Genomic DNA, 20,085 nt, shown 5'->3' on the forward strand with positions numbered 1-20,085 from the left:
TATGGCGCGCTTATTTGCAGGCTATGTAGATAAAATTAATGCGCAGCACCCGATAACGCGTACAGGCGACACGCGTTATCGACAACAGGTATTCCCTGGGTTGTCAGCAGAAATGTTCGCGGGCGGACATTTCGTAAGGCGAACTTCGTTCCCTTATGCCGAGAATGAAAATTTTCTAGCCATACTTTTATGGCGCCCTGATATGAGATTGTTATGACTCGCATTTATCCACCATCCGTCGTTGCCAAATTTGGCGGCACCAGCGTCGCTGATTTTGATGCGATGAACCGCAGCGCCAGCATTGTCCTTGCTGATCAAGATGTCCGTTTAGTCGTTTTGTCTGCTTCAGCAGGCGTGACAAACTTACTGGTTGAGCTTTCTGAAGGTCTGGAAACACATCAACAATTAGATAAGATTGAGACTTTACGCGCCATCCAATACAACATTATTTCCCGCCTGAAGCAGCCGTCCGTTATCAGCACGGAAATCGATAATCTTCTAAACAATATCCGTCGTCTTGCACAAACGGCGATGGTTTCGCCGTCTGATGCGTTAAGCGATGAATTAGTCAGCCATGGCGAGCTGATGTCCTCGCTACTGTTTACTGAAGTCTTACGTGAACGGCATGCTGAGGCCGGGTGGTTTGACGCCCGTAGCGTGATGCGTACTAACTCGAACTTCGGCTGTGCCGAACCCGAGCTTGGCACACTGCACCACCAGGTGGAGACTCACCTGCGCCCTCGTCTTGAACAAGCGATTATGGTGACTCAGGGATTTATCGGGCGTGATGCCGCAGGGCACACCACAACGCTTGGACGCGGCGGTAGTGATTACACGGCTACGCTTCTCGGTGAGGCGCTTCACGCCACACGCGTTGACATCTGGACCGACGTCGCAGGGATCTACACCACCGACCCACGCATTGCGCCGCGGGCCAAACGAATCGACCATATCTCATTTTCCGAGGCCAGCGATATGGCCGCCTACGGTGCGAAGGTCCTCCACCCGGCGACACTGCTCCCGGCAATGCGTAAAAGCATTCCGGTCTTTGTTGGCTCAAGTAAGGATACTGCCGCCGGAGGTACGCTGGTGCACAACACCACCGATAATCCACCTCGCTATCGCGCGCTCGCCGTGCGTCGTAAACAGACGCTTTTGCGGTTACACAGTCTGGAGAAACAACCTTCCTGTTCTTTCCTGGCGCAGTCCTTCGCCATTTTAGCTCGCCATGCGGTCACGGTGGATTTGGTTACAACCTCAGAGAATAGTATTGCGCTGGCGCTGGACGCCACTCATGCAACCTCAGGTGAAGACCATGTGTTGACCACCGCATTGTTTACCGCATTGTCCTCCCACTGTCGGGTGGAAGTGGAAACCGGGCTGGCGTTGGTCACTTTGGTAGGGAATCAACTCACACAGGCTGCGGGAGTTTGCAAAGACGTTTTTGCCTGGCTTGAAGAGCATACGGTACGAATGATTTGCCATGGGGCGTCAAACGACAACCTGAGCATCCTGTTGCCGGCTGACAATGCAGACAGCGCGATCAAAGCGTTACATTATCGGTTATTCGAATAACGCTTCTTTGTAGTATGCCACCAAGGGTAGAAGTCGTTTAACCCAGTACTGACGAACAAGCAGAGCCCTGGTTTTTAAACCAGGACTTTGTGTTCAAACAACTGCACTCCGAGTTGGGAGAGCTATTTAGTTATGCCGATGATTGGTATCACCGCGACGGCAGCGTTTGTCATAATGGCGCACCCACCAGTAACGATCGCTGATTTGTTCGTGCCCCCCCACTCTGGCACCCGCCAACCAGAGGACACCACCAACAAAAATACTGAGCACGGCACCATGTGCGAAAAACTGTGGCAGATTAAATTGCGGCAGTTGGTTTAAAATAGAGTAACCAACACCACCCACCATCACCACCAACCCTAAAGCCATGAGCACGTTACCGAGTAACGAAGCGTTTTTGCGTTTCATGTGTCACCTCCGGAACTTTGGGTTGTTACAGGGAATACCCCTAATCCTTATGTGTAAAGTATAGACAACACTGCCGTTCGCAAGTGCGGGAGCGATCACAATTACAAACACTCATGCAACAAAACTTTACAAATAAGCTACTGAACATACTCATTTTCTAATAGTCCATTTGTGCAATTATTCAGCTTTTGGCGATAAGCACGCAGTTTTTTGTCAACAGCAACGTCAGACAGTAAACTACACGTCGTTTATCGAAACACTCAGGACAAAACACGTGGCGATTAAATTGATTGTCGGCCTGGCGAACCCCGGCGCAGAGTATGCGGCAACGCGACATAATGCAGGCGCATGGTATGTCGATCTGCTGGCAGAAAGATTACGCGCTCCCCTGCGCGATGAGCCGAAATTCTTCGGCTACACCTCCAGAGTTACGCTTGAAGGTGAAGACGTCCGTCTGCTGGTGCCAACCACATTTATGAATCTGAGCGGCAAGGCTGTCGGTGCGATGGCCAGTTTTTATCGTATCAACCCCGATGAAATTTTGGTCGCACACGATGAGTTAGACCTGCCGCCAGGCGTTGCCAAATTTAAGCTTGGCGGCGGCCATGGCGGACATAATGGCCTGAAAGATATCATTAGCAAGTTAGGTAATAACCCCAACTTTCATCGTTTACGCGTTGGAATTGGCCATCCGGGCGATAAAAACAAAGTTGTCGGATTTGTTTTAGGCAAACCACCTGTTTCAGAACAGAAGTTAATTGATGAAGCAATTGACGAAGCGGTACGTTGTACCGAGATTTTGTTCAAAGATGGCCTGACCAAAGCAACGAGCCGGTTACACACCTTTAAAGCGCATTAAGTAGCGATGTGGGGCATTTTTCTCGCGTGCTGTGTATAATAGGCAAAGTTATTTACATTTCTACAATCTGTTTTCCATAACAGGTTGAATATCAAAAGATTAAGGTGATTTAAACATGGGATTCAAATGCGGTATCGTCGGTTTGCCAAACGTAGGCAAATCCACCCTGTTCAACGCGCTCACAAAAGCGGGTATTGAAGCGGCAAACTTCCCGTTCTGTACTATCGAGCCGAACACCGGTGTTGTCCCGATGCCCGATCCGCGTCTGGATCAGCTGGCTGAAATCGTCAAACCGCAGCGTATCCTGCCAACAACGATGGAATTCGTCGACATTGCCGGTCTGGTAAAAGGTGCGTCCAAAGGTGAAGGTCTGGGTAACCAGTTCCTGACCAACATCCGTGAAACCGAAGCTATCGGCCACGTGGTGCGTTGCTTTGAAAACGACAACATCATCCACGTTAATAACAAAGTGGATCCGGCTGACGACATTGAAGTTATCAATACCGAGCTGGCGTTGTCCGACCTCGACACCTGTGAGCGCGCTATCCATCGCGTGCAGAAGAAGGCTAAAGGCGGCGACAAAGACGCTAAAGCAGAACTGGCTGCGCTGGAAAAATGCCTGCCACAGCTGGAAAACGCTGGCATGCTGCGCGCACTGAAAACGCTGACTGACGAAGACAAAGCGGCCATCAAATACCTGAGCTTCCTGACGCTGAAGCCAACAATGTACATCGCCAACGTCAACGAAGACGGTTTTGAAAATAACCCGTACCTCGATAAAGTGCGCGAAATCGCGGCTGCCGAAGGTTCTGTTGTGGTTGCCGTTTGCGCAGCCGTTGAAGCTGACATCGCAGAACTCGATGATGCTGACCGTGAAGAATTCATGGCTGAAATGGGTCTGGAAGAGCCGGGTCTGAACCGCGTTATCCGTGCTGGATACGAATTGCTGAACCTGCAGACCTACTTCACCGCTGGCGTGAAAGAAGTCCGTGCATGGACCATTCCTGTCGGTGCCACGGCTCCGCAGGCAGCCGGTAAAATCCATACCGACTTCGAGAAAGGCTTTATCCGCGCACAAACCATCGCGTTTGAAGATTTCATCACCTATAAAGGTGAGCAAGGTGCGAAAGAAGCTGGGAAAATGCGTGCCGAAGGTAAGGACTATATCGTCAAAGATGGCGATATCATGAACTTCCTGTTCAACGTCTAAATAAAATGTGTTGTCTCATGAGGTTGCAACGAATCTCATGAAAATCGCAAAACCCTATAAAATCCACGCAATTGCGTGGATTTTTGTTTTCACAGCATCTCAACTCATCTCGTCACAGCACCGTCAAAAATGAGTACATATTGACGCTGACCCCTTCGTGAAGCACACCGCCCTACAGTTTCTCCAGAATTAAACACGCTTCACGATTAAGCGTAATGAACTCCTGCCAGCTATATTGCTGTTGGTAGTTAAGCTGATACTGCTTTTCTACCTGGCAAATAAGCGGACGTGTTTCATAAATCGCGCACAGCTTTGTCTCCATCTGATAGTGACGACAAATGCCGTCACCGCGATCAAGAAATTGCGTTTCACTGGCGCGATCGACGTGGCGACAACAAGCGCCACACTGGTTACAGGGAAACGCGGGCGTGAGCGTCATAGCTTACTTAACCAGCTACGTACAGAGCGGGTATTCCCTGCTTCAAACGGTAGCGCAATATTTCGGCGCTCAACCTCTGCACGCAGCAACAAACCACGCTCAATTTCATTGTTCACCGCGTTAAGATGCAGCGAGAAACGCGATAACGCTGACGTATCAATAGCAAACTCTAACGCCGAAAGCTCCAGTAGATAACGATCGAGTTCAGCATTCACCTGTTGATAATACTCTAGTGCTTTCTGATACTTATCTTTAAACGTATCCAGAAACGCCCAGACCTTTTTCATCAATGCGCTGTGTTCCAGGAAGTAGTTCATTACCAGCGTCAGAATACCTGTCGCCAGCGCACCGCAGAAAGCGGCCAGTTCCGGACCAAAAGGAAAGACGAGCATCTTGGCTAAAGCTTCGTTAACCACCACACCAGCAGCCACGGCCACACCCGCAGCCACCAGCTTGCTTACCGCTTTAGCGAGCTGCCCCGGCGCTAAGCCTTCAGGGTTAAAGACCATAACTTTAAAGGCCTGTACCAAATTGTTCCACATCTCACGAATCAGGCGCACCATCATCTTCTTAGTCGTAAAGAAGATATTGAAGAGCGTCGTCGTAATGCTGGAGAGCACGCCACCGATGGCACCGTCTTTAAAGGACGTCAGGAAAGTGCTGAATTTACCCTGCACTCGCTGCCAGACTGCGCGTAATGCCTCCGCCGCATCTTGCAGGAAGTCTCCGGCATCGAATGAATGACGATGCTTCTCAAACATCACGGGAATACGCTCGCGGAACTCAAACCAGGTCTCTGCCAGAATCAGTCCCAACATCTGCCGCGTTCCCATGCGAAACGCATTGTTCATTGTGGCGGTGGCGACATTCTTCGCAAACTTACTGCTGGTATAATATTCCTGATTGATTGTACTGTTGTATTTTGCCCGCGCCTTTTTGTCGGCCTCTTTCATCCGTTCAAAATCGGCGGCGGCTTTATTTTCCAGCTTATTCAGCTGTTTTTGCTCTTGCTCGGAAAGCGTTGGTTGGCTGCGTAAACGGGCAATTTCCTGCGTGGTCACAGCATGCTGTTCTTGTAGCGTTTGCACGAAGGCATCCATCGTTTTCGCCTTCTTCGCCTTATTCAGCGACTCATTCGTGAAGGTCAGATTTGATGAATCATTAGCCAGATCGGCACCATCGCATTCGGCAAGGATACGCCCAGGATCGTTGTGAATTTCATGGGCGGCAATAATATGGTCGAGGTTCTTTTTATCATTAGCCGCAAATTTCTCACCGGTGTAGGTATCGGTCAACTTACCGGCCTCGTGCGCCTTTTTTCCCGCCCGGTTGGTGGCAATGTAGTTTTCGTGGCTATGGTAATGATGAGAATCATACCCTTCACGTTGCTCGTACCGTTGACGCTCGGCATCGGTGGCATACACTCCCTCGCGAGCGTTATGAATGGTATTCACATCGCCGCCGTGTTTATCCTCCAGCAAGAGAAAATCCAACCCAAAAGAGGTGGTCAGACTCTTAACCACCGTCTGATGTAACTCTTCACCCCAGTCAAACCTGGCTGTGTTCATTGTGCTCGCCCATAGCAATGCCGGGCAGATTCGCCCGGCGCGTCGATTAAATACGAGAAGAAAATGCGTCAAACTCAGAAGCAGAAACCGCCAGTTTTTCGTCCAGAATCTCTTTGTTCAGCAGGTTCATACCGTTGCTGTCGGTCTGCAGTTGGATCACGCCATCTTCGATAACGGCTTCACCGTTTTCCTGCGTCACCGGCTTGAACAGCGGCGTGGTGATCACGTCGGTCATGATGGCGGCTAATTCATAACCATGGTCGATAATCGCCATGATCTCTTCCGACTCACTAATCTCGGTGGTTATATTCTTCTCATGACGTTCAACAATGATGGCATGCATCGCTTTCAGCGGTTCAAAGTAGTGTTGAACAAAGACGCTATGCATACGGGTTATTGATTCATAAATGCTATTTACATACTGCTGCACCTTCGTCAGCTGCGCTTCAGCCGCATTCATTTTTTCCACCGCAGCTGTCACTTCACGAGAGCTTTGATAAGCATTGTTAAGCGCCTTTTCGGCATGGCTATCGTAAGCCCAGCCTGCGATAGCAATCAACGGAGCCACTACCGCGCCGCCAAGTACCATCGCACCGCCCGCCATTCCCCAGCCGCCTGCGGCCAGAGAACCGCCGCCAATAGCCGCCATTGTGGCGTTATACGCCGCCGCACCAGACAGGGCGGCAATCGGCGTACCGGTAGACGCTGCGGCAAACGCCATCACGCCGCTGTACACGGCAAAACCAGCGGCAGCACCGGACACCCCGGCACCGACGACCGTCGTCAGGTATTCCGTGGCGGAAATCGCCAGACTCTGAATTTTATTGATGTTGTGCTGCGGTACCTTCAGACGAAGATCTTTATGTCCATCCTTAGCCATACGCGCCAACAGATCGTCGGCAATCGTTTTAAATTCATTGAAATCTTTACCGATCTTCAGTTCTTTTTCACCCAGCTCGGCCAGTTTTTTCGACGTTGTTTCATTCGCCAGATCAAAGCTCTCTTTATGCTTATCAAAGCGACGCTGCGCGCGATCTAAAACATCGTCGGCTTCAGATTTTTTCTGGTAGCCATCATAAGCTTTTTTGCCACCAAACGCCGTTGCCGCTGCCGCGACGCCCAGAATAATGAAAGGTAATGCCATAAATAAAAATCTCCTGTGCAATAAGTCGTTGTTACCCGCTACGCATCACATTCCAGAACAGGAACAGAGTCGCGATCGCCAGTGATGTAGTTATGCAGTATGTTGATGACCGTTGTTTTCAACCATTCAGGTTCCAGAATTTCTATATTCGGTAACCAGAATAGAATTAATGGAATAATTTGATTCTGATGTGCTGCCTTGCAAAGCAAAGTCACGCCATCATTCTCTTCACGCACTAATTCTTGCTGAGGCAGTAAATCTCGTCTTGCGAAGTAGCCAGCAATGCTGTGTTTAATACGCACCCGCACCTCAAACGTCTCTTCACTTACCCAAGGATCGCGATGCTCATCAATTAATGACAGTGTGGGTGTATCGACCGTAAAATGCTCTTTCCGGATATCCAACCACCGAATTTTACTTAACGAAAAAGACTTTAGCTTTCCGTCCTCGGTCGCCTGCAGATACCAAATATTTTTCTGGTTAACTAATTTATAAGGGTGAACGGTGCGCGTTTTGTCTTTATATAAAATATGACAGACACTGTTTTTCTGAATCGCTTTTTCTAATAAGTTAAAATACTTTCGCAAATCATTTCTGACTGAATGTTCAGGGCGACCAAACTGAACTCTAACATGCTGTTCTACCGCTCGTTTTTCTAAGCTAAGCCAAAAATCCTCATCTCTATCAGGAAAAACCGCGTCGGCGTCCAGCAGCTTTGCCAGTGGGTCATGAAGGGCATAGGCGCTATTATTCTGCGCGCGAATCGGTATCAATCGATACTCTCCTCCACCACACCCCTCAATAAAGGAGGAAAGCATATTAAGATCACGATAGACCGTTCGTTCAGTGATATTAAATTTCTTCATCAACTGATAGCGATTCACAACGCCACAAGTTTGCAGCTCTATTAGGATATCGACTAAACGTTCTGCTGAGCAACTCCTTGCTGAATCAGCCATAAGCACCTACTTTTCTGTTTTCCTGACATGAATTATATATAAAATGCTGACATATCCTGTCAGTGTATCGGCACGCTGATCATTTTTTTTAGAGAAATCGACAATTTATTTGACCATTAGTCGCATTGGACAATTTTTAGGGACAAAAAGCGCTCCTCATCAGGAGTAAATGCCAGAGACATGGCGGCCAAAAGACCACCTACATACATCCTCATCAAACTGGCTAACGGCTATCTCTTCCACTAAGCCAAATTCAACGTTGAGTTTGCAAAGGTGGATTGTCAGGAGAGTTTCTTAATGATGGCCAGTATCGTGGTATGAACGCCGGTATTTGGTTTCTTCACGCTGAGTAAAAAAACATCATCTGCAGAAGGATGTGGGCGCGCTGGCAGCTGTTAGTGCTGCTGACTGAGTCGTTGAAACACGAGCTAATTCGTTGTACAACCGGGCTTACCCATTGATTTCATAGTGACAAGGGGCTAATTTGTATCTCATTAAACATGATTATGACCCTCATTAAAGCCAGACTATGAACATCAGCGAAAAAACATATCATCAATTGAAGGCCAAAATCATCGCCAATGAGTTGGTGGGGGCTATCTCAGAAAATGAGCTATGTCAGGAACTTAATGTCAGCCGTACGCCGCTGCGCGAAGCTTTGTTTCGCCTGATGACTGAAGGCTGGATTGAGCCTTCCAAAAATAAAACGAAAACCATTAAACCCATTACGCTCAGTGAAATACGTGATATTTTCCAGATCCGAAAAGACATTGAAATTATGGTATTGAATTTGTCATGGGAGAACCAGGACCCGCAACGCTACCAGACAATTAAAGATAAAATTGAAGTCGGTTTTCATGATTCGAATGTGTCTTTATTACTCGAAGCTGATAACGAGCTACATGAACAAATGCTATCCGATTGCCACAACGCTATTGTGACTAAAACGCTGACCTTCATGTATGACCGGTTACGCATGCTGCGTTCAGACAAAATGAAAAATGATTCAATTATTGATTCATCCAAAGAACATTTGAAAATTTGCGCCGGTATTATTGCCCGCGATATAGAACAAACCCGTGAGGCCATTGTCCATCACGTCAACAACTCCTACAACCGCCTGTTCTCCAGCTTTAAATAGGCTATGCATATAACATGACCGGTATTTCTACCGGTCATGTGGAAAGTTAAAAATTAGTAGAGTTGTCGGTACAACGCCTTAATCTCTTCAATACAAGTATCTCGAGGGTTTCCACCTGTACAGACGTCCGCCATTGCCGCGGCTGCCAGAGCATCGATATCTTCATATTTCATGCCGATATCGCGCAGTCGGGCGGGAATATTTACGTCGCGGTTAAGCTGTGCCACGGCTTCAACGGCCGCCTGACGCGCCTCTTCGATCGGCATCACCATGGCCTGAGTATTGCCCAAAGCCTGTGCAATTTGGCGATATTTGTCTCCTGTAAACTCGGCGTTGTATGCCATGATATGCGGCAATAGCACTGCATTGGCGACGCCGTGTGGCGTACCATAGAATGCACCCAGAGGATGGGCCATCCCATGCACCAGGCCCAATCCGACATTAGAAAAGCCCATCCCGGCAATATACTGCCCCACCGCCATGCCTTCAGCGTCCTGGGCGACTCCCTGTATCGAACCGCGTAGCGAACGCCCTATCATCTCAATCGCCTTTAAATGAAGCGTATCGGTTAATTCCCATGCCCCTTTCGTAATATATCCTTCGATTGCATGAGTCAGTGCGTCAACACCGGTTGCCGCTTTTAAACTGGGCGGCATGCTGGCCATCATGTCAGCATCAATAATGGCAACGACCGGAATAGCATGAGGATCGTAGCAAACGAACTTACGTCGGTTCTCTACATCGGTAATCACATAGTTAATAGTCACCTCAGCTGCCGTACCCGCGGTCGTTGGAATGGCAATCATCGGTACAGCGGCATTTTTAGTGTCAGCCCCACCTTCGAGGCTGCGGACATCGGCAAACTCAGGGTTGTTAATGATTATCCCTACCGCTTTGCACGTATCCTGCGGTGAACCGCCACCAATAGCGACCAGGTAATCTGCCCCCGCCTGACGAAATGCCTCAACACCTTGCTGCACGACGTCAATCGTAGGGTTAGGTATGACCTTATCAAAAATTTGGTAAGGCAACCCTGCGCTATCAAGAATATCAAGTACCTTGGTCGCTACATTAAACTGGATAAGATCGTGGTCAGTAACTACCAGCGCTTTTTTAAAACCTCGCTTTTTAACTTCATCAACGATAGCGTTAATTGAACCCACGCCAAAATATGAGGTTTCATTTAATATCATTCTATAAGACATATTCTATACCTTATAACAGAGAGGTATAACAGCAATACAGCATTGCCGTAGCATAATGTATGCTGTTATTGATTTTTGATTATTGGATACTGAACATTATGTCAATCTGTTGCGATTCCTGACGAGTTAGTTCCCCCGCAAAGCTTCTTGATTTCTCTCCAGAATACTGAAACTTATGAGCCACCGCGGTTTTAATTGTAGTAACAAAATCATTACCAATATTATAAATAGCAGAAAGTCGGCTTATCTCACGCTGTATGCCAGTAAGCTGGGTAAGATCATTTTCATCCCAGGCTTTAATTGCCCGCACAAAAAGTTCGGGACAAATATTATTTAATCCTGAAATAACTCCCGCGCCACCCGCGAGAAGATTTGGGATAAGATATTCATCATAACCGGACAGAACAACAAAATCGTCTCTAACGGACGCGACTTTCTGAATAATTTCGCGAGTATGAGAGAGACAATCAACAGTATCTTTAACACCCACAAAATTGGGAAATTCTGCCGCTAATTGCGCTACCAGTACCGCGTCCAGGTCGCATCCAGTTCGGGCAGGAAAGTTGTATGCGAACCATTTTCCATTCAGGCGCTGCCCCAGACCGCGGTAGTATGCCAATAGTTGGGCCGGCGTTTGTTGAAAATAGTAGTGAGGTAGAATCATCACTGCTTGATACCCGCAATGCCAGGCCTCTTCTGACAGACGTATCATATCCGCCATACAGGTAGCTGAGATATTTGCCACCAGCGGCAGCGATGACATTTTCCGTGCCTCACGGATAAGCATCAGTCGTTCATCCAGCGTTAATGCGGTGAACTCCCCAATACTTCCCATTAGCAATACGACATGAGTCCCAGCCTCTTCCAAACGTCGCAAATGCTGCTGCAGTGCCGATAAATCAATATTTCCTTGTTGATCAAAAGGCGTAATTGATGGGCACCATGCACCGTGAAATTGAACATGATTTTCAGACATAATATATTCCTGAGAACATAAAAATTGTTTTATTCAATGACATGGTAAACAACAGTATCAGCCTGTATTTTCTGCCAGTCCCACTGAATACCCAAACCAGGTTCTTCTGGTGGGAAAGCATATCCTTCGCGAATATTCACTTTATTCAGAGTAACACTATCGAGCTGTGGAATATATTCCAACCAACGGCTATTAGTAATGGCGCAACATAATGATATATGCAATTCCATCAAGAAATGCGGACAGACAATTTTATTAAAGCATTCCGCCATATGTGCAACTTTAAGCCATGGTGTAATACCACCAATACGAGCCACATCAACCTGAATAATATCTGCGGCATTATTCTGTAAATACTCTTTGAAGTGCTGGATAGAATAAATGGACTCACCCACCGCGACAGGAATGGTGGTTGACTCACACAATTTTTGATGAGAATCAACATCATGCGCCAGAAACGGCTCTTCAATCCATGAAAGATTAATATGCTCCAACAACGCTGCGCGCTGTTTGGCTTCCGAGAATTTAAACGCCTGGTTGCAATCAGTCATGATCACGTACTCATCACCCACCGCTTCACGTACAGCAGTCAAACGCTCGATATCACGCACCGGACTTTCAGAACCAATTTTGATTTTAGAACCGCAGAATCCCTGCGCCTTAACAGCCAGCGCATCATCAACTAATTCCTGAGTGCTTAAATGCAGCCAGCCCCCTTCGGTGGTGTATAACTTCATGCGCGACTTCGCACCACCTGCGACTTTATACAGCGGCAAATTCATGCGCTTACACTTCAAATCCCATAATGCGGTATCAATGGCTGCCAGTGCCAGAGACGTAATGGCGCCAACCGAGGTCGCGTGAGTTGAGAACAGCAATGATTCCCAGATGCCCTCAATCATCGTCGCATCCTGACCAATCAATTTCGGTAACAGGTGATCTCGTAACAGCGCAACCACAGATGAGCCGCCGGTGCCAATTGTGTAGGTATAGCCCTCACCAATTTCTCCACTCGATGTTGTTAAACGAATAATCGGCGTCTCTTGTGAGACAAAAGACTGAATCGCATCGACACGTTTTACTTTAGGTTTCAAATCAACCATAAAGATTTCGGCTTTAACTATTTTCATTACATCCTCAATATCTGTTAATTTTTTCGCAAAGTTACAAATGATGCTTACTGAATACCAATGCTGGCCAGTTCATCCCACAATTCCTGCGGAATATCCCAGTTAGCCCAGGCAAAATTAGTCAACGCTTGTTCTACGGATTGAACGCCGCAGGTTACGGTGACCACATTTTGGTTTCTTAATGGGAATTGCAGCGCCGCAGCACCAATTGGCACGGCATGTTTTGCACATAGCGCTTCTATCGCATTTACTTTTTCAATAACCTGCGCTGGAGCGGAACCGTATTCATACAACGCCTTCGATTTATCTTTCGCGACTAAAACTCCGGTAGCGAAAGGTGCAGCAACAGCCACCGAAACATTGTTGCTTTCACATTTGGCAAAGAACGCCTGGCGGTCTGTTTCCAGCAGGTTGTAGCGGTTGGCGAGCATTAAGATATCCGGGGCAGCGTTATCCATCACCTCCATCAGGATTGCCTCTTCATTCGCGCCTGCGCCCCAGGCTTTGATATCGCCATTGCGCTTAAGCTCTTCTAGTGCTTTCTGCCCTGACTCACAGAAGGTTTTAAAATGTTGGCGTTCCAGTTCCGTATTGCCGTAGGTATAAGTGCCGAGATCGTGTACATAGAGAATGTCGATATAACGGGTTCCCAGCCGCTGGATAGAGTTTTCGTATGAGCGCATGATGCCCTCATAGGAGTAATCAGCCTGTCGGTTAAAAGGGTTCTCATCATAAAAAAATTCTCCTGCTTCAAGGCCTGGCTCTTGTTTCCGGGATTGCAGCAGACGACCAACCTTGGTGGACAAAACATATTCGCTACGCTCCAGTCCACGTAATCCCAGACCTAAACGCAACTCAGAAAGTCCGCTGCCATAATGTGGTGCAGTATCAAAGTAGCGCCAGCCAACCTGAATGGCCTTATCAACAATGTCCATGGCTTCGTTATTGCTCAGCGTTCTGAATAAATTAGCCAGGCTGGCTGCGCCGAAGGTTAAAGAAGGTACACTAAGCCCTACACTTTTAATTGTATTCTGAGTGATCATAATATTCCCCTGATGTTTATCAGTATTCTTAGTCAACTTTGTTTGTAGTTAATGAGGTCGCTGCTGTTGATTTATTATTAATATTAAAAATCAACTTCAGCACATAAATAATAATCCCGGTCACTACGATAGAAAAAAGACACAAGAGCGCAGGATTCATTCCTTTTAACAGCTCGAACATTTTGTAGAAGATATAAGATATAGCGTGTGAGCCACCATCGATTGATGAGGCCATCATCTCTTTTGGCACATTCAGTTGTGCCTTTTCGGCCAAAGCCTGCGACACTACAGCGAGATCCGAACCAAACCACAAGATCCCACACACGATGACAATGCCATTAATTAATCCACGGAACATGTTTCCGTTGCATGCAACCGTGCCAAAGACAACAAATATCGGCAGATAAGGAATATCGGCGAATGGCATCATGGTATTAAAAGGCAAAATAGTACTAATCAGGATCGTGAGTGGCACCATCAAAATACCTACAGACAATACCGCAGGGTTTTTAAAAGCAATTTCACCGCTGATACCAAAATAAAGTGACTTTGTAGGAAAACGTTTCTTTACCCATTCAGAAGCAATTTCAGTAATCGGTACCAGACCACTGACCAGCACTCCCGCCATCGTCGGTAATAACACCATGACCGCAGCAAAATTCATTCCACTCTTAATAATATCGCTGAACGGTAGCGCGCCAAGCATACCGATGATCACCCCCAGAATGGCCCCCATCGCTAACGGACTACCAAAAAACCCTAGTTTGGCTTCAATTTTGCTGAGATTAAGGTCAATTTTGTTAATCAAAGGAATGCGATCAATTACACGGTCCATTAAAAATGCCAGCGGGGCCCATGCGACGATCTCCGCCTGAGTAATGGTCACGTTTGGCGTGTCACAGAATTTCTGCACATGTGGGGCAATGTAATCGGCGATTTTTAGCGTAATAATAAATGTGATCCAACTTGCAAAAATCCCCATCCAAAATGAACCCGTCACCTGTTCAACGATGATTCCGGCAAATACAAAGTGCCAGTAATTCCAAAAATCAACGTTAAGGGTTTTGGTGGTATTGGTTGAAATCATCAACAAATTAGTGGCAAAACATAACGCATAAACAATCGGCAGAGAAAGCGCAGCCAGACTGAAGGCGCTAATTAACGGCCAGCCCAGATCCAATACTTCATAATGAAGATTGAGGTTTTTTACCATCGCTTCTGTCGAGCTGCTGAGTGATGTCACCATAAAACCAATCAGCAACGAAAGACCGAGAAACCCAATACCTACCGTCATTGCATTTTTTGCCGCATCGGCAAGTTTCGCGCCAAATAGCACGGCAAATAAAAACATAATCATTGGAATGACCACTGCCGGGCCAAATCCGAGGATATATTGAACGACTTCCATAAGTGCCCCCCTGTTACTTTAATGAGTAAACCTTCTCTGCCACGCGATAAAAAAAGTTATCACTGGAAAGAGCCTGGTGAGATTGCAGGTAGTTCTGGTAAAGCCCTAAAGTGTCGGCGTACGGTAATGCCAGTAGAGAAACAGGCCAGTCGGAGCCATACATCACTCGCTCATCACCAAATGCGGCAAAAACCGAGCTAAAATAAGGTTCCAGCTCCTGGCTCGCCTGCTCAGGTCCCGTCCAGCGGGCATAATCTGCTTCCGTGACCAGGCCTGATAGTTTGCAAAAAACATTGCTGTAAGCCTCACCAATCAACATTAACTGTTCACGCCAGCGGGTAATTTCCCCATCGCGAACTGCGGGTTTTGCCGCATGCTCGATAACAAAGGTCACTTCCGGACAAGCAGAGATAAGCTGGCTTGCCGCCTCCAGCTGTTGGTGCGTAACCAGCAGTTCATACACCAGCCCCTGCTCTCCAACGCAACGTACCCCCTGGATAAATTGCGGGGTCACTAAATGGCTCTCAGGCAAGCCCTGAGACATATAGCGGATCCCTTTCAGATAGCGGGATTTTCTCTGCAGTCTCTGCAAATCCTCTGCGATCCCAGCCCCGCGGTTTATATCCACCCATCCCACAACACCTTTTACTTCATCGTGATGCTCAGCTATTTCCAGCAGCCATTCGGTCTCCTCAATTGAAGGGATGGCTTGTACTAAAATGGCGCCTTCGATGTGGTTTTCAGCCAATACGGCCTGCAAATCGTCAATAAGAAAATCACGGCGAATTGCCGCCAGATCGTCTGTGATCCAGGCAAAATGCTCTCCCTGGCAATGCCAAACATGGTTATGGGTATCAATCACTTTCATACTCACCTTCCTGTATTTTAATTGTATACAATGAGAATACAATAAAAGTCTGTGGTTAAAAGGCAACCACGGAATGCACTATCTGAGTACGGGATCACAATTTTCACGGTTTATCTGTAGGCTAAAAAAGGAACGTAAAAGCCTATAACCGCCGTAGAATCCGATGTCACTGAGCTGAACTATTGCATGTGGTTAATGTGGTGGACGCTTGTGCGTCCCGCTGAAGTTAGAGAAGCAGAATGAGCAGAGAAGAGCGATAGATGGGTAAGTACGAACTAAAATCTAAACGTTTCGTAAGTTACGATGTATTGATACGTTAACATTAATAAATAACGGTTATTTTATTGAAACCCTAAATTACGACGAGAGTTTAATACACGCCCCAACTTTGAGCCTTGCGCGCTAAACCGTGACTTAGCAGTACCCCCACGTTTCAGTTTTGTAACATCCACCAGCAAATTAGCGATACCCCCCACATAATTCACACATCCCTCCAGTTGATGAAACGAAGCAGTTAGGTTAATCATATTGAGGCGCGCGGAAGCCAGGGGCTGTCTACCCGCACGGTATCCCGGTGATCGAGCCCCTGGATAAGATGCAGCGCGCTAAGACGACCGATTTCATAGTGCGGCAGCTGTACCGTTGAGAGCGGCGGCAAAAATAGCTCGCCGGTGCCCACCATATTGTCATAGCCCAGCACAGCGGCGTCCTGCGGAATGCGCAGCCCTCGCCCCAGCAAGAGCTGGTAGATAACAAAAGCCACGCGGTCGTTACCGCACACCACCGCATCGAACATCGGGCGCGCGCCGCTCAGGTAATGCCCGGCAATCTCCGCCGCATCAATATGGTGGCGCTCGCCCGGCGGAAGATAGTGGTGGAACATTGCATCAGGGTCGACACCCGCTTCACGACAAGCCCTCTCCATTCCCGCCCGACGGCGATCGGTCGCCACAATTCCTTTCGGTAGGTGGATACACAGCAGTCGGCGATAGCCTGCGGCCAACAGCGCTTTCACGCCAAGATATTGCCCTTGTTCATCATCGGGAATATAGGTGGGGAAAGGGCCGCTTGTGCTTTCACAGTTCGCCAGCACGCAGCGATACTTATGCAGCTTTTCCGGTACCGGTACCTGGCGCAGTCCCATCGCGGTGTAGATAATACCGTCCGGGCGATGCGCCAACAGCAGATCAACCATTTTCTCTGGCTTGTCATTGCTGAACATATTCACTACAAAGCTATTCCAACCGTGCGCCCGCGCGGTCTCTTCGATAGAGAGCGTTATCTCCACGGAAAATGGCGTAGTCATGGTGTCCAACGCCAGCACCCCAATCGTGTTAGCTGTGGTTTTCGCACCACGAATTTTTTTAGCGGAGAGATCGGAGACATACCCCAGCGCATCTACCGCTTCCATCACCTTTTTATAGGTTTCAGGCCGTAGTCGTTCGGGCTCGTTAATCGCCCGCGATACGGTCATTAACGAGACGTTAGCCCGCTGCGCCACATCCTTTAAAGATGCCATACCCTCTCCTTCGCCGATGTTCACTTTGCCGGGGTCTGATAATGCGATCTCGATAACGCCCGTAAAATGTTAACGTTAACTTTTGTGATTAACATCGATATTACCATCAAATCTGCGAGAAAACCGAGAATGTTAACGTTATCTTTTGATCAATTCACTTACAGGGACAAGCAAATGACGTCACTACTTTCCAAAGCCAACGAAGCCTTAAGCCAGCAGAAAGACCTTGTAAACCCGCGCTGGTATCCACGCTATCACCTGGCGCCACCAACGGGTTGGATGAACGATCCCAACGGTCTGTCCTGGTTCGATGGTTACTACCATGCGTTCTATCAGCACTATCCGTGGCAGCCGGTCTGGGGACCAATGCACTGGGGCTATGCGCGCAGCCGCGATATGGTGAACTGGGAGCACTTACCCATCGCGCTGGCACCAGAAGGGCCGGAAGATAAAGACGGCTGTTTTTCCGGTTCAGCGGTGGTTGAAGGCAATAAGCTGGCTCTGATCTACACCGGACATAAGTTTGACGGCGAGGCGAAAGAGGAAAACTTGTATCAGGTACAGTGCCTGGCCACCAGCACCGACGGGATCCACTTTGAACGCCAGGGCATGATTCTGGATACCCCGCGAGGCGTACACCATTTTCGCGATCCGAAAGTCTGGCAAGAGGGAGACAGCTGGTACATGGTGGTGGGTGCCCGGGTCGATGACGTGGGCGAAGTGCAGCTCTATCGCTCGCAGGATCTACAGCACTGGCAGTTTGCCAGCACGCTCGGCAGGGCCGATGACGGCATGGGCTACATGTGGGAGTGCCCGGACCTCTTCCCACTGAACGATAAGCTCGTCTTCATGTTCTCGCCGCAGGGCATCGCTGCAGACGGATACGATTACCGTAACCTGTTCCAGAGCGGCTATTTGGTCGGCGAATGGCAGGATAATCTCCATTTTCACGTCACCCGCGCCTTCCAGGAGATGGATCACGGGCATGATTTTTACGCTCCCCAGTCATTTACCACCCCGGATGGGCGCCGCATTGTGATTGGCTGGCTGTCGATGTGGGAATCGCCAATGCCAGAGCAGGCCGACGGCTGGGCGGGCATGCTTACCCTCCCCCGCGAGGTGACGCTCGACGCGGAGCAACGGCTGCGTATGAACCCGGTGAAAGAGCTGGAATCATTACGTGGTGAGCTTCATGTCTGGCTGGTCAGCGAACTGCACAATCGCACCCTGATGGTAGAGGAGCAGGCGCACGCTATTGAAGTCGATCTTAGCCTCGATATTACCCGCAGCAGTGCTGAAGAATATGGTATCGCGCTGGGTGACGGACTACGGGTCTACGTCGATGCTCAGGCACAGCGTCTGGTGCTGGATCGTCGCTACCCGCAGCATGGTCTCTCTGGTTATCGCAGCGTGCCGCTGCCAGTTGGTGACCTGCTGGATCTGCGCTTATTTATCGACAGCTCCTCGGTAGAGGTATTTGTCAATCACGGTGAATATACCCTTAGCAGTCGTATTTATCCTGAACCGGACGATCGCCAGCTGACCTTATTCAGCCAGAACGGACACGCCATTTTTAATCAAGGGCAGGCCTGGCCGCTCAGCGCCAAATAAACACCCGTCTTACTGCTTTGGGGAAAAATAATGACTATCTGGACGCTCGGAGACGCCGTGGTGGATTTATTGCCACGCGACAATATGCAGTTTGAAGCCTGTGCGGGAGGCGCTCCCTTCAATGTGGCAATCGGTGTCGCTCGCCTTGGCCGCGCCAGCGGTTTTATTGGCCGTGTGGGCAATGACACTTTTGGTCGATTTCTGCATCAGACGCTGGAAACAGCGCAGGTGGATACAGGAAGTCTGGAGTTTGATGCACATCAGCACACCAGTACCGTACTGGTTTCACTGGCTCCCAACGGCGAGCGGCAGTTTGAGTTTTTGGTCAATCCGTCTGCCGATCAATTTCTCAGCCCGGCGAGACTGCCCGACTTTGGCGCCGATATTCTGCACTTCTGTTCGCTGGCGCTGGTTGCCCCTGACTGCCGCGCCACCCTCGCCCAGGCTATGGCCGCATTGCGACAGACCGGCGGTACTCTGAGCTTTGACATCAATCTGCGTCCGCAGATGTGGAGCAACGAGATGCAGATGTTTGACCTTGTCTACGAGTTTGCCCGGCGGAGCGACATTCTGAAGATGTCGGAAGAAGAGCTGCTGTGGCTAACACAGACCAACTGTCTCAGTAGCGCCTGCGAACGTCTGGTTGATTTTCCTGCACGCCTGAAAATCGTCACCCGCGGTGCCGACGGCGCTATCGCTTTCTGGCAAAACAGCAGGCTAACTTTAAGCGGCTATAACGTCGAAAGTATCGATACTACCGGCGCCGGTGACGCCTTTATGGCCGGGCTGCTGGCGGCACTCGCCGAGGAAGGCTGGCCCACATCGACGTCAACGCTACTTCCACTTATCGAGCAGGCCAGCGCTTGTGGTGCTCTGGCGACCACCCGGCGTGGCGCGCTAAGCGCGTTTCCCGACAGCCAACACCTGAGCAGCTTTATTCAGTCACAACCGTCGCTACGGAGAACGATTACCCCGTAATAAAGCGCACTCGTTACGTCGTATCAGAAAGACCTTACAATGAC

Annotated in this window: 18 protein-coding genes; 6 read left to right on the forward strand and 12 right to left on the reverse strand. The window is 48.8% G+C overall.

All coding sequences use genetic code 11. The features are described from left to right. Positions 1–213: 213 nt before the first annotated feature. Positions 214–1,575, forward strand: a complete 1,362-nt coding sequence (gene lysC, locus OGX86_RS08920) for a lysine-sensitive aspartokinase 3 (protein ID WP_048224056.1) — start codon at positions 214–216, stop codon at positions 1,573–1,575. Between the two features lie 126 nt (positions 1,576–1,701). On the opposite strand, the gene ychH is transcribed toward lysC, so the two are convergent. After that, positions 1,702–1,983, reverse strand: a complete 282-nt coding sequence (gene ychH / locus OGX86_RS08925; protein WP_003833480.1) for a stress-induced protein YchH — start codon at positions 1,981–1,983, stop codon at positions 1,702–1,704. A 274-nt stretch (positions 1,984–2,257) separates the two neighbouring features. Between ychH and pth the strand changes: the two genes are divergently transcribed. Both pth and ychF read left to right on the forward strand, forming a co-directional pair. Then, the gene (gene pth, locus OGX86_RS08930) at positions 2,258–2,842 is read left to right on the forward strand and encodes an aminoacyl-tRNA hydrolase (protein WP_128317244.1); all 585 of its coding nucleotides are present in this window, start codon (positions 2,258–2,260) and stop codon (positions 2,840–2,842) included. A gap of 115 nt (positions 2,843–2,957) precedes the next feature. Next, positions 2,958–4,052, forward strand: a complete 1,095-nt coding sequence (gene ychF / locus OGX86_RS08935) for a redox-regulated ATPase YchF (RefSeq protein ID WP_003020818.1) — start codon at positions 2,958–2,960, stop codon at positions 4,050–4,052. 172 nt (positions 4,053–4,224) lie between these two features. Here the strand turns inward: ychF and OGX86_RS08940 are convergent, their stop codons facing one another. Genes OGX86_RS08940 through OGX86_RS08955 form a run of 4 tightly spaced genes read right to left on the reverse strand, consistent with a single transcriptional unit; the run spans position 4,225 to position 8,162 of the window. Then, positions 4,225–4,491: a YkgJ family cysteine cluster protein gene (locus OGX86_RS08940; RefSeq protein ID WP_048224059.1), complete on the reverse strand. Its 267-nt coding sequence runs from the start codon at positions 4,489–4,491 to the stop codon at positions 4,225–4,227. Next, positions 4,488–6,059 carry an ATP--cob(I)alamin adenosyltransferase gene (locus OGX86_RS08945; protein ID WP_048224062.1) on the reverse strand — a complete coding sequence of 524 codons (1,572 nt, stop codon included), beginning with the start codon at positions 6,057–6,059 and terminating at the stop codon, positions 4,488–4,490. The genes OGX86_RS08940 and OGX86_RS08945 overlap by 4 nt, the downstream gene beginning before the upstream one ends. Before the next feature lie 46 nt (positions 6,060–6,105). Further along, complete coding sequence (locus OGX86_RS08950; protein WP_048216231.1) at positions 6,106–7,203, reverse strand: hypothetical protein; 1,098 nt, start codon at positions 7,201–7,203, stop codon at positions 6,106–6,108. Between the two features lie 38 nt (positions 7,204–7,241). Further along, the gene (locus OGX86_RS08955) at positions 7,242–8,162 is read right to left on the reverse strand and encodes a helix-turn-helix transcriptional regulator (RefSeq protein ID WP_048216230.1); all 921 of its coding nucleotides are present in this window, start codon (positions 8,160–8,162) and stop codon (positions 7,242–7,244) included. Between the two features lie 529 nt (positions 8,163–8,691). Between OGX86_RS08955 and OGX86_RS08960 the strand changes: the two genes are divergently transcribed. After that, entirely contained in the window at positions 8,692–9,303 is a 612-nt protein-coding gene (locus OGX86_RS08960) for a GntR family transcriptional regulator (RefSeq protein WP_286639840.1), read from the forward strand. A gap of 53 nt (positions 9,304–9,356) precedes the next feature. Here the strand turns inward: OGX86_RS08960 and fucO are convergent, their stop codons facing one another. From fucO to OGX86_RS08995, 7 genes are all read right to left on the reverse strand, one after another. Next, positions 9,357–10,508, reverse strand: coding sequence for a lactaldehyde reductase (gene fucO / locus OGX86_RS08965; RefSeq protein ID WP_048216228.1), 1,152 nt, complete (start codon positions 10,506–10,508; stop codon positions 9,357–9,359). Positions 10,509–10,587: 79 nt separating this feature from the next. Then, on the reverse strand, positions 10,588–11,484 hold the full coding sequence (locus OGX86_RS08970; RefSeq protein WP_286639841.1) for a dihydrodipicolinate synthase family protein: 897 nt from the start codon (positions 11,482–11,484) through the stop codon (positions 10,588–10,590). A gap of 29 nt (positions 11,485–11,513) precedes the next feature. Beyond that, positions 11,514–12,614, reverse strand: a complete 1,101-nt coding sequence (locus OGX86_RS08975) for a mandelate racemase/muconate lactonizing enzyme family protein (RefSeq protein ID WP_048216226.1) — start codon at positions 12,612–12,614, stop codon at positions 11,514–11,516. Positions 12,615–12,661: 47 nt separating this feature from the next. Then, positions 12,662–13,657, reverse strand: a complete 996-nt coding sequence (locus tag OGX86_RS08980; protein ID WP_079934766.1) for an aldo/keto reductase — start codon at positions 13,655–13,657, stop codon at positions 12,662–12,664. A gap of 28 nt (positions 13,658–13,685) precedes the next feature. Then, positions 13,686–15,065, reverse strand: a complete 1,380-nt coding sequence (locus OGX86_RS08985; protein ID WP_136391960.1) for a PTS transporter subunit IIC — start codon at positions 15,063–15,065, stop codon at positions 13,686–13,688. Between the two features lie 13 nt (positions 15,066–15,078). Next, the gene (locus OGX86_RS08990; protein ID WP_053069328.1) at positions 15,079–15,933 is read right to left on the reverse strand and encodes an amidohydrolase family protein; all 855 of its coding nucleotides are present in this window, start codon (positions 15,931–15,933) and stop codon (positions 15,079–15,081) included. Between the two features lie 523 nt (positions 15,934–16,456). Next, the gene (locus tag OGX86_RS08995; protein WP_286639844.1) at positions 16,457–17,452 is read right to left on the reverse strand and encodes a LacI family DNA-binding transcriptional regulator; all 996 of its coding nucleotides are present in this window, start codon (positions 17,450–17,452) and stop codon (positions 16,457–16,459) included. Between the two features lie 174 nt (positions 17,453–17,626). Here OGX86_RS08995 and OGX86_RS09000 point away from each other — a divergent pair, with 174 nt between their 5' ends. Together OGX86_RS09000 and OGX86_RS09005 are read left to right on the forward strand one after the other, a co-directional pair. Next, complete coding sequence (locus OGX86_RS09000; protein WP_286639846.1) at positions 17,627–19,063, forward strand: glycoside hydrolase family 32 protein; 1,437 nt, start codon at positions 17,627–17,629, stop codon at positions 19,061–19,063. 30 nt (positions 19,064–19,093) lie between these two features. Continuing rightward, on the forward strand, positions 19,094–20,041 hold the full coding sequence (locus tag OGX86_RS09005; RefSeq protein WP_286639848.1) for a PfkB family carbohydrate kinase: 948 nt from the start codon (positions 19,094–19,096) through the stop codon (positions 20,039–20,041). Positions 20,042–20,085: the final 44 nt, after the last annotated feature.

This window comes from Citrobacter sp. Cpo040 (genome assembly GCF_030332915.1).
In the GTDB taxonomy this organism is placed as follows: Bacteria; Pseudomonadota; Gammaproteobacteria; order Enterobacterales; family Enterobacteriaceae; genus Citrobacter; species Citrobacter portucalensis.